This is a genomic window from Citrobacter sp. Ce104, from assembly GCF_030334595.1.
Taxonomy (GTDB): Bacteria; Pseudomonadota; Gammaproteobacteria; order Enterobacterales; family Enterobacteriaceae; genus Citrobacter; species Citrobacter europaeus.
In genome coordinates, this window is the sequence record NZ_JAOWDP010000049.1 from 34,539 (window position 1) to 51,955 (window position 17,417).

At 53.7% G+C, this 17,417-nt stretch carries 17 protein-coding genes; 8 read left to right on the forward strand and 9 right to left on the reverse strand.

The window, feature by feature from the left end:
• Window positions 1–31: 31 nt before the first annotated feature.
• Window positions 32–481 carry a 50S ribosomal protein L9 gene (gene rplI / locus OGW16_RS04105; protein ID WP_003025676.1) on the forward strand — a complete coding sequence of 150 codons (450 nt, stop codon included), beginning with the start codon at window positions 32–34 and terminating at the stop codon, window positions 479–481.
• Between the two features lie 142 nt (window positions 482–623).
• Entirely contained in the window at window positions 624–1,547 is a 924-nt protein-coding gene (locus OGW16_RS04110) for a DMT family transporter (RefSeq protein WP_286517937.1), read from the forward strand.
• Between the two features lie 64 nt (window positions 1,548–1,611).
• Here OGW16_RS04110 and OGW16_RS04115 read toward each other — a convergent pair whose 3' ends face one another.
• Window positions 1,612–2,262 carry a LysM-like peptidoglycan-binding domain-containing protein gene (locus OGW16_RS04115; protein WP_047406699.1) on the reverse strand — a complete coding sequence of 217 codons (651 nt, stop codon included), beginning with the start codon at window positions 2,260–2,262 and terminating at the stop codon, window positions 1,612–1,614.
• Between the two features lie 219 nt (window positions 2,263–2,481).
• On the opposite strand from OGW16_RS04115, the gene bamJ reads away from it, so the two are divergent.
• Both bamJ and cycA read left to right on the forward strand, forming a co-directional pair.
• Window positions 2,482–3,102 carry a BamJ family beta-barrel-assembly machinery protein gene (gene bamJ, locus OGW16_RS04120; RefSeq protein ID WP_043018514.1) on the forward strand — a complete coding sequence of 207 codons (621 nt, stop codon included), beginning with the start codon at window positions 2,482–2,484 and terminating at the stop codon, window positions 3,100–3,102.
• A gap of 309 nt (window positions 3,103–3,411) precedes the next feature.
• The gene (gene cycA, locus OGW16_RS04125; RefSeq protein WP_043018191.1) at window positions 3,412–4,821 is read left to right on the forward strand and encodes a D-serine/D-alanine/glycine transporter; all 1,410 of its coding nucleotides are present in this window, start codon (window positions 3,412–3,414) and stop codon (window positions 4,819–4,821) included.
• 147 nt (window positions 4,822–4,968) lie between these two features.
• Here the strand turns inward: cycA and ytfE are convergent, their stop codons facing one another.
• Window positions 4,969–5,631 (reverse strand): iron-sulfur cluster repair protein YtfE, encoded by a 663-nt coding sequence (ytfE, locus tag OGW16_RS04130; protein WP_003025690.1) that lies wholly within the window; start codon window positions 5,629–5,631, stop codon window positions 4,969–4,971.
• Window positions 5,632–5,875: 244 nt separating this feature from the next.
• Here ytfE and OGW16_RS04135 point away from each other — a divergent pair, with 244 nt between their 5' ends.
• Window positions 5,876–7,447: a methyl-accepting chemotaxis protein gene (locus OGW16_RS04135; protein ID WP_100193868.1), complete on the forward strand. Its 1,572-nt coding sequence runs from the start codon at window positions 5,876–5,878 to the stop codon at window positions 7,445–7,447.
• A 61-nt stretch (window positions 7,448–7,508) separates the two neighbouring features.
• On the opposite strand, the gene OGW16_RS04140 is transcribed toward OGW16_RS04135, so the two are convergent.
• From OGW16_RS04140 to OGW16_RS04150, 3 genes are all read right to left on the reverse strand, one after another.
• Window positions 7,509–8,477, reverse strand: a complete 969-nt coding sequence (locus tag OGW16_RS04140) for a DMT family transporter (protein ID WP_087051751.1) — start codon at window positions 8,475–8,477, stop codon at window positions 7,509–7,511.
• Window positions 8,478–8,553: 76 nt separating this feature from the next.
• Window positions 8,554–9,378: an AraC family transcriptional regulator gene (locus tag OGW16_RS04145; protein WP_047413297.1), complete on the reverse strand. Its 825-nt coding sequence runs from the start codon at window positions 9,376–9,378 to the stop codon at window positions 8,554–8,556.
• Between the two features lie 81 nt (window positions 9,379–9,459).
• The gene (locus tag OGW16_RS04150; RefSeq protein ID WP_193145887.1) at window positions 9,460–10,308 is read right to left on the reverse strand and encodes an SDR family oxidoreductase; all 849 of its coding nucleotides are present in this window, start codon (window positions 10,306–10,308) and stop codon (window positions 9,460–9,462) included.
• Between the two features lie 89 nt (window positions 10,309–10,397).
• Between OGW16_RS04150 and OGW16_RS04155 the strand changes: the two genes are divergently transcribed.
• On the forward strand, window positions 10,398–10,778 hold the full coding sequence (locus tag OGW16_RS04155; protein ID WP_043018516.1) for a winged helix-turn-helix transcriptional regulator: 381 nt from the start codon (window positions 10,398–10,400) through the stop codon (window positions 10,776–10,778).
• A 62-nt stretch (window positions 10,779–10,840) separates the two neighbouring features.
• On the opposite strand, the gene cpdB is transcribed toward OGW16_RS04155, so the two are convergent.
• Window positions 10,841–12,784, reverse strand: a complete 1,944-nt coding sequence (gene cpdB / locus OGW16_RS04160) for a 2',3'-cyclic-nucleotide 2'-phosphodiesterase (protein ID WP_286517941.1) — start codon at window positions 12,782–12,784, stop codon at window positions 10,841–10,843.
• 188 nt (window positions 12,785–12,972) lie between these two features.
• Here cpdB and cysQ point away from each other — a divergent pair, with 188 nt between their 5' ends.
• Complete coding sequence (cysQ, locus tag OGW16_RS04165; protein ID WP_043018196.1) at window positions 12,973–13,713, forward strand: 3'(2'),5'-bisphosphate nucleotidase CysQ; 741 nt, start codon at window positions 12,973–12,975, stop codon at window positions 13,711–13,713.
• On the opposite strand, the gene OGW16_RS04170 is transcribed toward cysQ, so the two are convergent.
• Entirely contained in the window at window positions 13,703–14,260 is a 558-nt protein-coding gene (locus OGW16_RS04170; RefSeq protein WP_043018197.1) for a YtfJ family protein, read from the reverse strand. The genes cysQ and OGW16_RS04170 overlap by 11 nt on opposite strands.
• Before the next feature lie 327 nt (window positions 14,261–14,587).
• Here OGW16_RS04170 and OGW16_RS04175 point away from each other — a divergent pair, with 327 nt between their 5' ends.
• Entirely contained in the window at window positions 14,588–14,794 is a 207-nt protein-coding gene (locus tag OGW16_RS04175; RefSeq protein ID WP_003025710.1) for a DUF1107 domain-containing protein, read from the forward strand.
• A 66-nt stretch (window positions 14,795–14,860) separates the two neighbouring features.
• Here OGW16_RS04175 and paeA read toward each other — a convergent pair whose 3' ends face one another.
• Both paeA and OGW16_RS04185 read right to left on the reverse strand, forming a co-directional pair.
• Complete coding sequence (gene paeA / locus OGW16_RS04180; RefSeq protein WP_003025713.1) at window positions 14,861–16,201, reverse strand: polyamine export protein PaeA; 1,341 nt, start codon at window positions 16,199–16,201, stop codon at window positions 14,861–14,863.
• Between the two features lie 143 nt (window positions 16,202–16,344).
• The gene (locus OGW16_RS04185; protein ID WP_286517943.1) at window positions 16,345–17,415 is read right to left on the reverse strand and encodes a glycoside hydrolase 5 family protein; all 1,071 of its coding nucleotides are present in this window, start codon (window positions 17,413–17,415) and stop codon (window positions 16,345–16,347) included.
• Between the last annotated feature and the right edge of the window lie 2 nt (window positions 17,416–17,417).

Below are 17,417 nucleotides of genomic sequence, written 5' to 3' on the forward strand. Positions count from 1 at the left end.
TCCATTAATACGACTTTGAGAGGATAAGGTAATGCAAGTTATTCTGCTTGATAAAGTAGCAAACCTGGGTAGCCTGGGTGATCAGGTTAACGTTAAAGCGGGCTACGCTCGTAACTTCCTGGTACCACAGGGTAAAGCTGTTCCTGCTACCAAGAAAAACGTTGAATTTTTCGAAGCGCGTCGCGCTGAACTGGAAGCTAAACTGGCTGACGTTCTGTCCGCTGCTGAAGCTCGTGCTGAGAAAATCAACGCACTGGAAACCGTAACCATCGCGTCTAAAGCTGGCGACGAAGGTAAACTGTTCGGTTCCATCGGTACTCGCGACATCGCTGACGCTGTAACTGCAGCTGGCGTTGAAGTAGCTAAGAGCGAAGTTCGTCTGCCGAACGGCGTTCTGCGTACCACTGGCGAGCACGAAGTGAGCTTCCAGGTTCACAGCGAAGTGTTTGCTAAGCTGACTGTAAACGTAGTTGCAGAATAAGTTTTTATTCTGATGACCGCGTAAAAGCGCCGGCCCTGTGCCGGCGTTTTGCTTTTCTGTTCCCCCGCTTTTCTCTCTGGCTATTCTTTATCCTTTTCGGGATAATCACAAAAATAAAACATTATTTCAAAGTGGTGATGGAATGGAACCAACGCACCAACCTCTGTTTGCGCGTAAAAATGTTGTCTACCTGAGCGCGGCGTTCTGCTGCCTGCTGTGGGGGAGCGCCTATCCGGCGATCAAAAGCGGATATGAGATCTTCCAGATTGCCACGGATGACATTCCCTCAAAAATTGTCTTTGCCGGCTATCGCTTCCTGTTTTCAGGATTATTGCTGCTACTGCTGGCGGTGGCGCAGCGTAAACCGATTGGCCGGTTAAGCCCGCGTCAATATGGTCAGCTCACGCTGTTGGGGCTGACGCAAACCTCGCTGCAATACATCTTCTTCTATGTTGGCCTGGCGTTCACGACGGGGGTGAAAGGGTCCATCATGAACGCGACAGGGACCTTCTTCAGCGTACTGCTGGCGCATTTCATCTACCATAATGACAAACTGAGCTACAACAAAGCGCTGGGTTGTATCCTCGGCTTTACCGGCGTAATGGTGGTGAACTTTAGCAGCGGAATGGATTTTAGCTTCAGCCTGTTAGGGGATGGCTCAGTGGTGATGGCGGCCTTTATTCTCTCTGCCGCCACGTTATACGGTAAACGTATTTCTCAGACGGTGGACCCGACGGTAATGACAGGGTATCAACTGGGCGGTGGCGGTCTGGCGCTGGTTATCGGTGGTTACGCTTTTGGCGGCACGCTGACCGTTCACGGCGCGTCTTCGGTGGCGATTCTGGGCTACCTGACGTTACTCTCTTCGGTCGCCTTTGCTTTGTGGAGTATTCTGCTCAAGCATAATCGCGTGGGGATGGTAGCGCCGTTTAACTTCCTGATCCCGGTGTCGGGGGCGGTGCTGTCGGCGATTTTCCTCGGCGAGAACATTCTTGAATGGAAATATGCGCTGGCGCTGGTGCTGGTCTGCTCGGGGATCTGGTGGGTGAACAAGGTGAAGCGTTGACGCTTCACCTTGATGCCTTATGGCGCTATCGCTCATCAGGCCTGGAATCGCGGGGCCACGGCGGTTAACGGGCGCGAATAAAACTGCCGTTAGGCTGGCGGGTAAACAGTACCTGCTGGCCATTGCCGGTATCAATGGTTAATCCCGTCACCACGCCGCTGGCATTCTGCCTGATCTGCACCATCTGACCGTCTTTCAGGTTACTCAGCGGTTTTCCGGCGCCTTCAACCTGCGCCATCGCGTATACATCGGTTGGCGGGAGGTTATGGTCACGGAATACCTGCGCCAGCGTTTTGCCTGAATCAACGCGATAGGAACGCCACTGCTGGTCAATTCCGCTATCCTGTTGGAAAGGCTGCGTTTGCGGCTGAGATTGCTGAGCCTGAGGCTGCGCGTCAGGTTCTCCTTCCTGGATTGGTTCCGGGGCAACCGGAGCGACCTGGCCTGGATCGTTTTGCGGCGCGACGAGCTGTGCCTGCAGCTGAGCCTCGGTCGGCGGCTGCGACTGCGACTGTAAATCCAGCTGAGCAGTACGCGTAACCACAGGGGCATCGCTGGTGTCACTGGAAGGGAGCAGGAAACCTATCACCAGCACGATAGCAGCAATAATAATGCCGCGGCGGTGCATAGGCGGTAGCGGATCCATAATGCGAAAATTGTCCGGTGCATGCCAGATTTTCGCCAGGGTTGGTTTTAATTCAAAGCGCCCGGGCATGGCTTTCCTCCTGCTCCGCGTCTCGTTCCTCGATCATAGAGTATAGATGGCTAACGCTATGATGTTCGTCATATTACCCGCTTTCGTGACGTCAACGCGGGATATTCCTATTGTTTATGTTTCCTCGCGATTTGTCATCTGTTCCCGAGACAAAGTTTTACCGGATGCGGCATGGCTGATATGCTGCCCGCTACTTTACATCCGATGAAAGGAAATATGATGGCTAACCCGACTTTTGACACTATCGAAGCGCAAGCAAGCTATGGCATTGGTTTGCAGGTAGGACAACAGCTGAGCGAATCCGGACTGGAAGGACTGTTGCCTGAAGCGCTGGTAGCGGGTATCGCTGACGCGCTGGAAGGTAAACACCCGGCAGTGCCGGTTGATGTTGTGCATCGCGCGCTGCGTGAAATCCACGAACGCGCTGATGCAGTACGTCGCGAACGTTTCCAGGCTATGGCGGCTGATGGCGTCAAATATCTGGAAGAAAACCGTGAGAAAGAGGGTGTGAACAGCACTGAATCCGGTTTGCAGTTCCGTGTTCTGACTCAGGGCGAAGGTGTTATTCCGGCGCGTACTGACCGCGTTCGCGTGCATTACACCGGTAAACTGATCGACGGTACCGTGTTTGACAGCTCTGTCGCACGCGGCGAACCGGCTGAATTCCCGGTTAACGGCGTCATCCCTGGCTGGATTGAAGCGCTGACCCTGATGCCAGTAGGTTCCAAATGGGAACTGACTATTCCTCAGGAACTGGCTTACGGCGAGCGTGGCGCTGGCGCGTCCATTCCTCCGTTCAGCACGCTGGTGTTCGACGTTGAGCTGCTTGAAATCCTGTAAGCAGTGACTTCTGTTCCCCCCGAGGCCGGGGGGAACAAAAAAATAGCGAGAAAAGCTATAGTTACGCCGTTGTCGATATATTATCTTGCAAATGCCGCGCTAGCGTGTATTTTTGTGAGCTAATTCGCGCTATCAGAGTGATATGACACTCACTTTAAACATTAAATTAACATTATATCTAAATCTTAGTATTCATCCCGCCAATTCTTACCTAATATCGATGAGTCCTGATAACAGGATCGTCGTATCATAGACACACTAAAGGCCGTAGAGCCTGAACAACACAGACAGGTACAGGAAGAAAAAAACATGGTAGATCAGGTAAAAGTCGACGCCGCTGAAGAGGCATCGTCTGAACAGTCGCTACGGCGCAATCTCACAAACCGTCATATTCAACTTATTGCCATTGGTGGCGCTATCGGCACCGGCCTGTTTATGGGCTCCGGTAAAACCATCAGTCTCGCCGGACCGTCGATCATCTTTGTTTATATGATCATCGGTTTTATGCTGTTTTTCGTCATGCGAGCAATGGGGGAATTGCTGCTCTCGAATCTGGAGTACAAATCGTTTAGTGATTTCGCCTCCGACCTGCTCGGGCCATGGGCCGGGTATTTTACCGGCTGGACCTACTGGTTCTGCTGGGTCGTTACCGGAATGGCAGACGTTGTCGCGATTACCGCGTATGCGCAATTCTGGTTTCCCGAACTGTCAGACTGGGTCGCCTCGCTGGCGGTGATCGTGCTGCTGCTGAGCCTCAACCTTGCCACTGTAAAAATGTTTGGTGAGATGGAGTTCTGGTTTGCGATGATCAAAATCGTCGCCATCATCGGCCTGATTGTCGTCGGTCTGGTGATGGTGCTGACGCACTTCCAGTCGCCAACCGGCGTTCAGGCATCGTTCACGCATCTATGGAATGACGGTGGCTGGTTCCCGAAAGGTCTGAGCGGCTTCTTTGCCGGCTTCCAGATAGCCGTGTTCGCGTTTGTGGGTATTGAGCTGGTGGGTACGACCGCTGCGGAAACCAAGGACCCGGAGAAATCTCTGCCGCGCGCCATTAACTCGATTCCGATCCGTATCATCATGTTCTACGTTTTTGCGCTGATCGTGATTATGTCCGTAACGCCATGGAGCTCGGTAGTACCAACCAAGAGCCCATTCGTTGAACTGTTTGTGCTGGTTGGTCTGCCTGCTGCGGCGAGCCTGATCAACTTTGTGGTACTGACTTCAGCGGCCTCTTCTGCAAACAGCGGCGTGTTCTCTACCAGCCGTATGCTGTTCGGCCTGGCGCAGGAAGGCGTTGCGCCTAAAGCGTTTGCCAAACTCTCAAAACGCGCAGTTCCGGCGAAGGGTTTAACCTTCTCCTGTATCTGTCTGCTGGGCGGCGTGGTGATGCTGTACGTGAATCCGAGCGTGATTGGCGCGTTCACTATGATCACCACCGTGTCGGCGATTCTGTTCATGTTCGTCTGGACCATCATTCTTTGCTCGTACCTGGTGTACCGCAAGCAACGTCCGCACCTGCATGAAAAATCAATCTACAAGATGCCGTGGGGCAAGCTGATGTGTTGGGTATGTATGGCGTTCTTCGTCTTCGTACTGGTACTGCTGACGCTGGAAGATGATACCCGTCAGGCGTTGATCGTCACGCCGTTGTGGTTCATCGCACTGGGTCTGGGCTGGTTGTTCATCGGTAAGAAACGTATGGCAGGCGTGCGTTAATCGCTAGGACGTGAGATGTAGGCCGGATAAGGCGTTTACGCCGCATCCGGCACTATGCTGGCGGGATTGCCTGATGCGGCTTCGCCTTATCAGGCCTACGTTCGAGGTCGTTGTAGGCCCGGTAAGCGCTAGCGCCACCGGGCTTTTTTATTCACCTGCGAGGGCACGCGGGAACAACACATTATTTTCCAGACTGATGTGTTCCATCAGGTCGTCGATCATCTCGTTGATGCCGTTATACATGGCTTTCCAGGTGGTGCAGGCTTCTGGCGGCGGCGTCACGTTATGGGTGATGTGTTTGATCACTTCGACCAGTTCACCCGCATCGTCATGTTCGCTTTCCATCACGCTGATTGGCCCCATCGCCTGGCTACCCATGCCCTGTTTGATCATCGGGAACAGGATCTGCTCTTCTTTCATCATGTGGCTGGACAGCTCTTCATGCAGCATGGTCAGGTTTTTCGCCAGACCGCGCGGTACGTTCGGTTTGTCTGCATGAACGCGTTCAACTTTAGTGGCCTGCAGGATCAACTCCGGCAACTGTTCGCGGTGTCTGTCGTGATAACGCACGATGATATGGTCGATGATTTCAGCCAGAGCCACGGTACGCCAGTCTTTCTCCAGCGGTTGTTCAGCCAGCTGCGCGAGCTGCGCCTCAATAACGTCTAAATCCAGCTCTTTACGCGCGGCAGCGCGTGCCAGCGTTTGCTTACCGCCGCAGCAGTAATCCATATCGTATTTACGAAACAGGGCCGAAGCGCGAGGAATAGAGAGCGCCAGTTCACCTAAAGGTTGATCGCGATAAGACATTGCCGTTACCTCATTCTCAATAATATAAGATGTATTTTAAATGCAACTTATGGCGAAGGATATAACCCTTTCGGGGTGGGGTGTTTTGTGATGAACATCACGAAAATTTCTTATTTCGTTAAGGTGCTGAATCCTATTGGAAAGGAGGGAGACGGCGAAAAAAGCCGCGTCACAGGATTAAATAAGCGCACGCCGCTGCCGATAGTTAGACCTCAGACAATACCTGCATAATAAAAGGCTACAGATGTTTAAACGAATCAAAGTGATAACCTTACTTATCACCGTGTTACTCGCCCTGGGCGCAATGCAGCTCATCTCCGCGGGCGTCTTTATTGGCGCGCTCAATAACGATAAGCAAAACTTCAACGTTTCTCAGCTTTCCAGCCAGAACGTGGCCGAGTTTACCGATGCGTGGATTAGCCTGAACCAGGCTCGCGTCACGCTCAACCGTGGGATGCTGCGTTTACAGGGAACGATGGCCAGCGATATTAACGGCGGTCAGTTGAAGGAGTTGGTGAACACGGCAAATCGCCTGTTGGCCGAGTCGAAAGCGCATTACGATAAATACTACGCTCTGCCGGAAACGCCGGGGCTGGATGAGCATCTGGCCGATCGACTGGAAGAGCAATATGGCATCTATTCTGCGACGCTGGCAAAAATGAACGCGCTGCTGGCTGAAGGAAAGCTGGAAGAGATGTTCAAGCAGAATGCCGAGCAAAAGCAAACGGCCATGCAGGAAGTTTATCGGCAATGGCGTAGCGCGCAAACGGCGCTGGCCACTGCTGGAGTGCAGGACAATGAGAGTGATTACCAGAAGATAATCTGGCTGCTGTCTGCGGTGATGCTGATTGTCGTCACCGTGATTATCGCCAGTTGGCTGGCAATGCAGCGGGTGCTGCTCAAGCCGCTGCATGAGGTGATGGGACATATTCGCCATATTGCCGCAGGTGATCTGACGCACCGCATCAACGCCGATGGCAGTAATGAAATGGCGCTGCTGGCAGGCAACATCCGCGACATGCAGCGGGCGCTGGCGAACACGGTCAGCGTGGTGCGTGACGGGGCTGACACCATTTATACCGGCGCGGGTGAAATTGCCGCTGGCAGTAACGATCTCTCTTCACGTACCGAACAGCAGGCCGCCTCCCTGGAAGAGACCGCAGCCAGCATGGAACAACTCACCGCGACCGTGAAGCAGAACGCGGATAACGCGCGTCAGGCGACCAGTCTGGCAAAAAACGCTTCACAAACAGCGCAAAAAGGCGGAAACGTGGTCGATGGCGTGGTACGTACGATGGATGAAATCGCCACCAGTTCCAGCAAAATCGCGCAAATAACCAATGTTATTGACGGCATTGCCTTCCAGACCAACATCCTGGCGTTGAACGCTGCGGTGGAAGCGGCGCGGGCGGGCGAGCAGGGGCGCGGGTTTGCCGTGGTCGCCGGTGAGGTTCGTACGCTGGCGCAGCGTAGCGCTCAGGCGGCGAAAGAGATTAAGGCGCTGATTGATGACTCGGGAAATCGGGTCAATGCGGGTACGGCGCTGGTGCATGAAGCGGGCGAAACGATGGCGGAAATTGTTAGCGCCGTGACTCGCGTGACCGATATCATGGGCGAGATTGCCTCGGCCTCTGATGAACAGAGTCGGGGTATCGATCAGGTAGGCCAGGCGGTTGCCGAGATGGATCGTGTCACGCAGCAAAACGCCTCACTGGTGGAGGAGTCCGCTTCCGCCGCCGCCGCGCTCGAAGAGCAGGCTGCACGGCTGAATCAGACCGTGGCGGTGTTTAAAGTGTCGCGCCGGATGGCGGCGTAAACGCCTTATCCGGCCTACATGAGATCGTACAGTCCTTGTAGGCCTGATAAGCGCAGCGCCATCAGGCATCCCCTGAAACCGGCACTACCGCCGGTTTCTGCGGTTTTGACCGCACAGCAATTACCACGCCTATTACCAGCAGCGCAATGCCGCTTACCGTCAGCAACGGCGGAAATTCCTGACGCAGGATAAAGGTATACAGCAGGCCCGCCAGTGTTTCAAAGACAATCAGCGGGCCGAGGATCACCGTCGGCAGCTTCTGGCTGGCGACGTTCCAGCACAGTGCGCCAACCCATGAGCACAATACCGCAATGGCTATCATCAGGCCGATAAACACACCAGGGCGCGGGCCGAAGGGCAGAGCGAAGTCCGGCGTTTGCCCGTTCAGCCAGAGGCAGGCGGCAATATAACCGAGCAGAGAAACAGGCAGCGTCACCAGCGCCTGGGCCGTCGCCCACATCATCGGGTGCTTATCCGGATTCTCGCGCAACCAGCGGGCGTTACGCAGCGCATACCACGCCCAGCACACCACCGAAACAAGCGCCAGCACGATACCTGAGCCATAACGCCAGCCGCTAAAGTTAGGTAACCCCTGATTCAGCTCCGAGATATTCACGCACAGCAGACCTATGCCAATCAACACCAGCGCAGGCGCCAGACGCCACCATGATAATTTGCCGTCACGCTGGCTGTAGAGCAGGTTGGCGAAAACCGGGATCACCACTGGCAATGTACCGATAATCATCGTAGAAACCGGTGCACCGGTGCGTTGAATAGCGCTTGCCAGGCAGACGTAATAAATCAGATTACCCATCATCGTTAGCGCCAGCGCCGTTATCCAGTCTTTACGCGCCAACTGGCGCAGACGCACACGTCCCAGCCAGGCAATCGGCAACGCTATCAGCCCCAGCGCCAGATAGCGCCCCATCGACTGCAATACCGCCGGGTATTCCGGTACGATCAGCGGTCCAACAAAAATTAATCCCCACATCAGCCCGGCCAGCAGGGCATACAACACGCCGCTAATCATTTTTGACATCCACATCGCTTAACAATCAGTCGAGTGTAGGCAGGAAAAATGCCGCCGTATTGTATGAGATTGCTGATCAACGCCGGACGACTTGTTTCTGATAACGCACTGGCGTAATGCCGTAGCGATGGGTAAACGCGCGGGTGAGATGCGACTGGTCGGTGAGGCCGGTTGCGGCGGCGACCTCTGCGGCGGGCATTCCGTGAGTGAGAAAACCTTTGGCTCGCCACAGGCGGATCGCCATCAGCATCTGGTGCGGCGTGACGTGGAAATGAGACTTAAACTGACGCTGAAAATGCCAGGGACTCAGCGATGCAACCCGGGCCAGTTCATCGAGCGTGACAGGATGCATATAATTATCATGCAGATACTCGCGCACCCGTTCAAAGCGATGCGCGCCCTCCGGCAATACCGGCGCATGACGGGCCAGCGGCTGGAAGGTGTCGATCAGATCGAGCAATAACCCTTTTTGCGCCAGCGCATCCTCTGTGTTCCACAGACCGTGGATCAGCGAGCAGAGCTGGCGTGAGCGCAGCGGATCGTGACGCGTTACGTCATGAAACCACCAGTGGCGGATCCCGGTGACCTCTTCCAGAAGAGAGGGGTCGAGATAAATCATCCGATAGCGCCAGCCGTCGGCGGTTTCGGCTTCGCCGGTATGCAGCTCATCGGGATTCATGGTGACGACAGAATGGGCGGGAGCCACGTACTGCGAGCCGCGATAGCGAAAACGTTCGGCGCCGGCTTCTATCGCGCCAATGCCAAACGCTTCATGGGTATGTGGTTCAAAGGCGTAACGTGAGATGTGCGCATGATACAGCTCAACGCCCGGCACCTGCGCCAGATGGCGAAAGCGGGCGCTGTCTTTCTCATCAATAAACTGCTCAGGTACACCTTGCACGTTTTCTCTCCCCACGCATCATCCTGTCATTATCAGAGAGGATGCGCGGGGATGCCACCACAATTAACTAATTTTTAACACTTACACGATGCCTTTGACGCTGTCAGCCAACGAGGTGGTCGGGCGACCAATCAGTTTGCTCAGCGTATGGCTGTCGTCGAACAGGCCGCCTTTGGAGGCGCCAGTGTCTGAGTCAGCCAGCATGTCCGCCAGTCCGGCAGGCAGGCCCACACCTTTTAGCGCGGCGGCAAAATCAGCTTCGCTCAGGTTCTGATACACCACTTTTTTACCGCTCTGTTTTGCCAGTTCGGCAGCCAACTGGCTCAGGGTCCAGCCTGCGTCGCCCGCAAGCTCATAGGTTTTACCGGCATGACCGTCTTCACTGATGACGCGCGCGGCGGCAGCGGCATAGTCGGCGCGGGTCGCTGAGGCGATTTTGCCTTCACCAGCAGCCCCGATAAACACGCCATGTTCCAGTGCAGCCGGTGCGCTGGCGAGATAGTTCTCTGTGTACCAGCCGTTACGCAGCAGCGCGTACGCGATACCGGATTCAGCCAGCATCTTCTCGGTTGCGACATGCTCATCAGCCAGCCCCAGCGGGGAGGTGTCGGCGTGCAGCAGGCTGGTGTAGGCGATAAATTTCACGTGGGCCGCCTGTGCCGCGTTAATCACATTGCGATGCTGCGGGGCGCGTTGTCCCACTTCGCTGGAGGAGATCAGCAGTAGCTTGTCGATACCCTGTAAGGCAGTCGTCAAGGCGGCTTCATCGCTGTAATCCGCCTGACGAACGGTAATGCCCTGCTGGCTAAGTGCCGTCGCTTTAGCAGGATTACGCACAATAGCAACAATCTGGCTGGCAGGAACGGTTTTCAGCAGAGATTCTATAACGTGTTGGCCCAGTTGGCCGGTGGCGCCGGTAATCGCGATCATGGGTGACTCCTTGGTATTGGTCTTGTGTTTAATCACGCTAACACCTAAACTAACTTTTAGTAAGTACGTACAAAAAGGTTAGTATGAAAATGACAGCTACGACGCTTTCCCAGCAATTACGCGATGGCAACCTGTTTGCCGAACAGTGCCCCTCCCGCGAGGTGTTAAAGCACGTCACCAGCCGCTGGGGCGTGTTGATTCTGGTGGCGCTGCGCGACGGTACGCACCGTTTCAGCGATTTGCGCCGTAAGATGGGCGGCGTCAGTGAAAAAATGTTGGCGCAATCCCTGCAGGCGTTAGAGCAGGACGGGTTTATCAATCGGGTGTCGTATCCGGTGGTGCCGCCGCACGTGGAGTATAGCCTGACGCCGTTGGGTGAGCAGGTGAGCGATAAAGTCGCCGCGCTGGCGGACTGGATAGAACTGAATTTGCCGCAGGTTTTGGCGCAGCGGGACGAGCGGGCGGCGTGATGGGTTGGCGACGTATTTTGTAGGCCGGATAAGACGCGAGCGCGTCACATCCGGCACTAAAGTTACTTACTTAAATCCAACTGATAAATGGCAAAACCAATGTCATCGGTCGCGACTTTCTTCAGCGGATACTGGCCTTTCTCTTTGATAAATACAGCGGCTTTTTCAGACGGTGAGGTTTCAAAGCGAATATCCAGAGGTGTCTCGCTGTGAATCGGCGCCAGACGCCAGTTGTTATCTGCCGCCGGGTGAATTTCACCGGCACGCTTCGTCTGTGCACCAATCCAGGCCGCCAGCACCGAGCGGTTTTCATCGGGAGATGCAAACGCGATGTGGCTGTCGCCGGTTCCGGCAAATTTACCGCCGTAGGCGCGGTAGTTGTTGGTCGCGACGAGGAAGGTAGCATTCGGATCGACAGGCTTGCCGTTAAAGGTCAGATTTTTAATACGCTCCGCTTTCGGGTTAATGGTCTGACATTCCCCGTCGTAGCGGGCGGGTTGTGAAACATCAATCTGATAATTCACGCCGTCAATCACGTCGAAGTTATAGGTACGGAAACCATCCCAGTTAATCAACGACTGCGGTTTGCTGCTGTGGATGTCAATCTGATTGAACTGTCCGGCGGAACATTCCAGCCACTCCTTCACCTCTTTACCGCTGGCTTTCACCACCACCAGAGTGTTGGGGTAGAGATACAAATCAGCGGCGTTCCGGAAGGTTAACTGACCTTTTTCGACTTCTACGAAGCTTGCCGGATCGTTTTTGCGTCCACCGACCTTAAACGGCGCGGCGGCGGAAAGTACCGGTAGTTTTGCCAGATCCGGATCGCCCTGAATAAAGTGTTCCACATAGGCTTTCTGCGCGTTGTTCACCACCTGTACGGTCGGATCATCCTGTACCAGCGCCAGATAGCTGTACATGTTGTCGGCGGATTTACCGATTGGTTTGCTGACAAACTCACGCGTGGCGTCGTGATCGGCTTTCAGGATCTCAACGATTTTTTTGTCTTCTGCTGCCAGTGATTTTTTGCCCGCGGCGTCATAAATTGGGCGCGCCTCGGCTTTCGCCTGAGTGACCTGCCATTTACCGCTGTCATTATTCAACACAAGATCCACTACGCCCAGGTGATCGCCCCACATACCCGGCATCACTGCAGGAACCCCGTTCAGCGTACCTTTTGTGATATCTGCGCCTTTAATATTGGCAAAGTCTTTACCCGGGAAGACGGCGTGAGCGTGACCAAACATAATGGCATCCACGCCCGGTATTTCACTGAGGTAATAAACGGAGTTTTCCGCCATCGTCTGATACGGGTCGGCAGAAAGTCCGGAGTGAGCAACCACCACCACGACATCGGCGCCTTTTTCCCGCATTTCCGGGACATACTTACGCGCGGTTTCGGTGATGTCGTTCACCGTTACTTTGCCGCTGAGGTTGGCTTTATCCCAGGTCATAATCTGTGGTGGCACAAAGCCTATATAGCCAATCTTCAGCGTCTGCTTGTTCCCTTGCTGGTCGACCAACTCTGTATCTTTGATCAAATAAGGCGTAAACAGCGGCTTTTTGGTCTTAACGTCGATGATATTGGCGTTAACGTAAGGGAATTTCGCCCCGGCCAGCGCGTTGTGCAGATACTCCAGACCGTAGTTGAATTCATGGTTGCCGAGGTTACCCACCGCGTAATCCAGGGTATTCAGCGCCTTATATACCGGGTGAGTTTCGCCCGCTTTCAGCCCTTTGGCCGCCATGTAATCCCCGAGCGGGCTGCCCTGAATCAGATCGCCATTATCAACCAGCACGCTGTTTTTGACTTCACCTCGCGCAGCGTTGATCAGACTTGCCGTACGTACCAGACCGAATTTTTCTGTTGGTGTATCTTTGTAATAATCGAAATCCATCATATTACTATGTAAATCAGTGGTTTCCATTATACGCAGATCGACGGTCGCGGCATTGACGCTGGCTGCAATCAGCGTTGCCAGAAGCGTTGCACTAAACTTAATCATCAGGGGCATCCTTTTAAGATCTAAGCCACAAAAGAAAATGTATATAAATCTTCTTGCTTACAGAACTGTGAATCATGACATGAATATAGCGTTTAAAACCGCAGACGCTATCACAGTTGGCGGATCCCCTGACGATCGGGTATAAGTAAAACAACGAGTTAACACCACTGATATAAACGAGGTGGAGAATGCTAGAACATGTATGCCAGCTTGCACGGAACGCGGGCGATGCCATTATGCAGGTCTACGATGGAATCAAACCGATGGAGATTACCAGCAAGCAGGACGATTCTCCGGTCACGGCGGCGGATATCGCCGCGCATACGGTGATCCTCGAAGGATTACTGGCGCTGACGCCGGATATTCCAGTCCTGTCTGAAGAAGCGCCTCCTGGCTGGGATGTTCGCCAGCACTGGCAGCGCTACTGGCTGGTAGACCCGCTGGACGGTACCAAAGAGTTCATTAAGCGTAACGGTGAATTCACCGTCAATATTGCGCTGATCGAGAAGGGAAAACCGGTACTGGGCGTGGTTTACGCGCCGGTAATGAAAGTGATGTACAGCGCGGCTGAAGGTAAAGCGTGGAAAGAAGAGTGCGGCGTGCGCAAACAAATCCAGGTTCGTGACGCGCGTCCGCCGCTGGTGGTGATTAGCCGCTCGCATGCCGACAATGAGTTAAAAGAGTATCTGCAACAGTTGGGCGATCACCAGACCACCTCGATTGGCTCATCGCTGAAGTTCTGCCTGGTGGCGGAAGGGCATGCGCAACTGTATCCGCGTTTTGGGCCAACTAACGTCTGGGATACCGCCGCGGGCCACGCCGTTGCCGCCGCAGCCGGAGCGCACGTTCACGACTGGCAGGGGAAAACGCTGGATTACACCCCACGTGAATCGTTCCTCAACCCCGGCTTCCGCGTCTCTATTTATTGAGCAATTTGTGCAGCAGGGCAATCACCTGCTGCACTTCTTCCTGCGTTAACGCCCCATCTTTTGCCCACTGAACGCGTCCGTCCTTGTCGAGTACGGCAATAGCGGAGCTCTCTTCATCCAGTTGCCAGGCCTTACGCGCAACGCCATTGCTGTCGACAATAAATTGTGACCACGGGTAGAGCTTCTTATTGCTCTCCAGACTGCTACGCACAAACATACCGGAACCGGGAATGGCGTCATCCGTGTTGACGATAGTGGTGGTCTGGTATTTGTCATGCGGCAGGTTGGCCGTCTTGATTGCCTCGATCAGCGTTGCATTTTTCTCTTTGGCGGAGGTGCGCCCGGCAATGTGTTGCACAATTCGCACTTTCCCCGGCAACTGCGCGCTATTCCAGCTTTTGTAGCTAAACTTATCGTTATCGAGAATCAGTTCGCCGCGATCGGCGATTCCCACCGGCGGTACGCGCTGGTTAGTCTCAAACTTATGAGCGGAAGCAATCATCGGCAGCAGCAGACACGACAGCGCCAGCAGTTTTTGTAAGGTCATAGGTTTTCCTTCTTTCTTTATTTTGCAGGTGATCCGACCACTTGGGTCTGGAGTTTAATCATATGTGCGATTGCTGCTTTTTCCCGCAAGCGCGATGCCAGTTTGCGGACGGGCGCACAAATCCTGCGAAAATTGAAGGCTTATACTGAAGACAGCGAAGCGTTGAAAAGATAATTCTGAATAATTGTAACCTGAAGGTAAATAAACTTATACACGCTGGAAACATCAACGAGATAGTCTATAGTCATAGGGCATTAAAATTTGCGCCTGAGGATTGTCGGACCGATTGTGGTACCGCAAAGGCGTAATACTCAGCAGGAGACAACAATGAAAATTTTCCAACGATACAACCCGCTGCAGGTGGCGAAGTACGTGAAGATCCTGTTTCGTGGACGGTTATATATCAAGGATGTAGGCGCTTTTGAATTTGATAAGGGTAAGATTCTTATCCCAAAAGTGAAGGACAAGCTGCATTTTTCTGTGATGTCCGAAGTTAACCGTCAGGTCTTGCGTCTGCAAACTGAGATGGCTTGATCAAGTGCTATGCGGTAGTTAAAAAAACGGCTCCTGGACAGGAGCCGTTGATGTTTCTGTAAGGCGTTACGACGCCTTTGCCTCTTCTTTTGCATCTGGCAGCTTTGGTACCAGAACGGTAGGTTTACTGTCCAGACGCGTCACCAGCAGCTGATCGATCTTGTAGTTATCGATATCCACTACTTCAAATTTATAGCCTGAATACTTCACCGAGTCGGTGCGTTTCGGGATTTTACGCAGCATGAACATCATAAAGCCGCCGATGGTTTCATAGTTGCCGGACTGCGGGAACTCGTCGATATCCAGGACGCGCATTACGTCATCAATCGGTGTACCGCCGTCGACCAACCATGAGTTTTCATCGCGCGCCACAATCTGCTCTTCCAGACCCTGGCCTACCAGATCGCCCATCAGCGTCGTCATAACGTCGTTGAGCGTGATAATCCCCACCACCAGCGCGTACTCGTTCATGATGACGGCAAAGTCTTCGCCTGCGGTTTTGAAGCTTTCCAGCGCTTCAGAGAGCGTCAGCGTGTCCGGGACGATCAGCGTATTGCGGATCTGTACGCCGCTGTTCAACGCCATACTTTGGTTTGCCAGTACGCGGTTGAGGAGATCCTTTGAATCGACATAGCCAATGATGTGGTCGATATCTTCGTTACACACCAGGAATTTGGAGTGCGGATGTTCCGCCACCTTATTCTTCAGGCTTTGCTCATCTTCGTGGAGATCGAACCAGATAATATTCTCGCGCGAGGTCATTGAAGACGGTACGGTCCGCGATTCCAGTTCGAACACATTTTCAATCAGCTCATGCTCCTGCTTACGCAGAACCCCCGCCAGCGCACCGGCTTCGACCACGGCGTAAATGTCGTCCGAGGTGATGTCGTCTTTACGTACCATTGGGATCTTAAACAGACGGAAAATGTTGTTTGCCAGACCGTTAAAGAACCACACCAGCGGGCGGAAGACCAGCAGGCAGAAGCGCATCGGGTTGATGATACGCAAAGCGACAGCTTCTGGCGCAATCATACCGATGCGTTTCGGGGTTAAATCCGCGAACAGGATGAACAGGCCAGTAACCAGTGAGAACGACAAAATAAAGCTTAACTGTTCAGAGAGCTCTGGAGCGAAGTACTTCGAGAAAAGGCTGTAAAACGCCGGGGAGAATGCTGCATCACCGACGATACCGCCGAGAATGGCGACCGCGTTAAGGCCGATTTGCACGACGGTAAAAAACATGCCGGGGTTTTCCTGCATCTTCAAAACTCGTTGTGCGTTTACGTTGCCTTCATCGGCAAGCAGTTTAAGTTTTATTTTGCGTGATGCAGCAAGCGAGATCTCGGATATCGAGAAAAACGCACTCACGGCGATCAGGCAGAGAATGACTAAAATACTGTTTAACATATCTTATCCGGCGCTGTGCCAGATCCTCGGAAGGGAGAAATTGATAAATCCATGCGAAAACCGGCTCGTGGAGTTGAGCCGGTAAATTCAGAAGCTAGTATAGCGTAAGGTACTGTAAAGTCGCCAGAGGAGCTTTTTTGGCCTTATTCTGTGGGATTCAGCCTGTGCACCATCTGCATCTCTTTTTCGCTATAGGGCGAACCATCTGGCTTTAGCACATCATGAAACCATAGTTGCGCCGTCGTTTCGTCAAGCGGGATATCCGGCCACGGCAGCCAGGTTTGCGTTTTCCCCTGCACCAATCCCCAGTGAAAGCTGGAAACGCGCTGGGCGCTAAACAGCGGCAGTTGTTCTTCTATTCGGCTATCGACATGGCGTGCCAGCCACTCGGTACAAAAGAGCGGCCTGCCAAATTCAGCCAACTGCGACAGAAGAGACAACTGGCCAGGGGTATCGACATACGCATGGTAGCTAATCACGTCGGAAAGCCGCAGCGCGGCTATATCAACAGGATGCGTAAACGCATTCTCGCATGCCGCGCGATCGTCAATATGCCAGGCCGCTACGGTCAATGGTTGAGATGGTGACTCCTGTCGCGCCCAGCTAAACAGGTGGGTCATCAGGGTTAAGGCGTAAATTTCCAGCCTGTCGTCATAGCGGGCAAATTCGCCGGTATGACAAAAAATCCCGCCGTTGCCTGGCTCATTATATAAATCCCAGACGCTGATACGCGAGTCATGGCGAAAGTAACGGATGATATCTCTGACGTAGGCTTCAATTTGCGGCCAACAGCATCTGTCCAGCACGCAGGCACGGCCTGGGCTACCCGCAGCCTGGCTGTTGTGAACCCCTGGAACCGGGGATTTTTGCTGACCGATAACGGGTTCATCACCGGAAAACGCGCAGTCGTCGAGCAGCGTCAGCATCACTTTTATGCCGTGGCTATGGGCAATGCTCAGGAAGAGGTCGATGCGCTCGAGCAGCCCATCGCGATCATGCTGCCAGACGGTAAACGGTAAATTTGTTCGCAACTGGTTATAGCCATACTGGCTGGCCCAGCCGAGTTCCTGATCGATAGTGCCGCTATCGAAACTCTCTGCTTGCCACATTTCGAGCCAGTTAACCGCGGTGCGCGGCAAGTAGTTAAAACCGCAGCCCCAGGCTTGCTGTTGATACCAGCTTTGCGCCCGTGCTTTGCTCCATGGGTTATACATGA

Coding starts and splice junctions, on each gene's coding strand:
- rplI (WP_003025676.1), top strand. CDS start 32: ATGCAAGTTATTCTGCTTGATAAAGTAGCAAACCTGGGTAGCCTGGGT.
- OGW16_RS04110 (WP_286517937.1), top strand. CDS start 624: ATGGAACCAACGCACCAACCTCTGTTTGCGCGTAAAAATGTTGTCTAC.
- OGW16_RS04115 (WP_047406699.1), bottom strand. CDS start 2,262: ATGCCCGGGCGCTTTGAATTAAAACCAACCCTGGCGAAAATCTGGCAT.
- bamJ (WP_043018514.1), top strand. CDS start 2,482: ATGGCTAACCCGACTTTTGACACTATCGAAGCGCAAGCAAGCTATGGC.
- cycA (WP_043018191.1), top strand. CDS start 3,412: ATGGTAGATCAGGTAAAAGTCGACGCCGCTGAAGAGGCATCGTCTGAA.
- ytfE (WP_003025690.1), bottom strand. CDS start 5,631: ATGTCTTATCGCGATCAACCTTTAGGTGAACTGGCGCTCTCTATTCCT.
- OGW16_RS04135 (WP_100193868.1), top strand. CDS start 5,876: ATGTTTAAACGAATCAAAGTGATAACCTTACTTATCACCGTGTTACTC.
- OGW16_RS04140 (WP_087051751.1), bottom strand. CDS start 8,477: ATGATTAGCGGCGTGTTGTATGCCCTGCTGGCCGGGCTGATGTGGGGA.
- OGW16_RS04150 (WP_193145887.1), bottom strand. CDS start 10,308: ATGATCGCGATTACCGGCGCCACCGGCCAACTGGGCCAACACGTTATA.
- OGW16_RS04155 (WP_043018516.1), top strand. CDS start 10,398: ATGACAGCTACGACGCTTTCCCAGCAATTACGCGATGGCAACCTGTTT.
- cpdB (WP_286517941.1), bottom strand. CDS start 12,784: ATGATTAAGTTTAGTGCAACGCTTCTGGCAACGCTGATTGCAGCCAGC.
- cysQ (WP_043018196.1), top strand. CDS start 12,973: ATGCTAGAACATGTATGCCAGCTTGCACGGAACGCGGGCGATGCCATT.
- OGW16_RS04170 (WP_043018197.1), bottom strand. CDS start 14,260: ATGACCTTACAAAAACTGCTGGCGCTGTCGTGTCTGCTGCTGCCGATG.
- OGW16_RS04175 (WP_003025710.1), top strand. CDS start 14,588: ATGAAAATTTTCCAACGATACAACCCGCTGCAGGTGGCGAAGTACGTG.
- paeA (WP_003025713.1), bottom strand. CDS start 16,201: ATGTTAAACAGTATTTTAGTCATTCTCTGCCTGATCGCCGTGAGTGCG.
- OGW16_RS04185 (WP_286517943.1), bottom strand. CDS start 17,415: ATGTATAACCCATGGAGCAAAGCACGGGCGCAAAGCTGGTATCAACAG.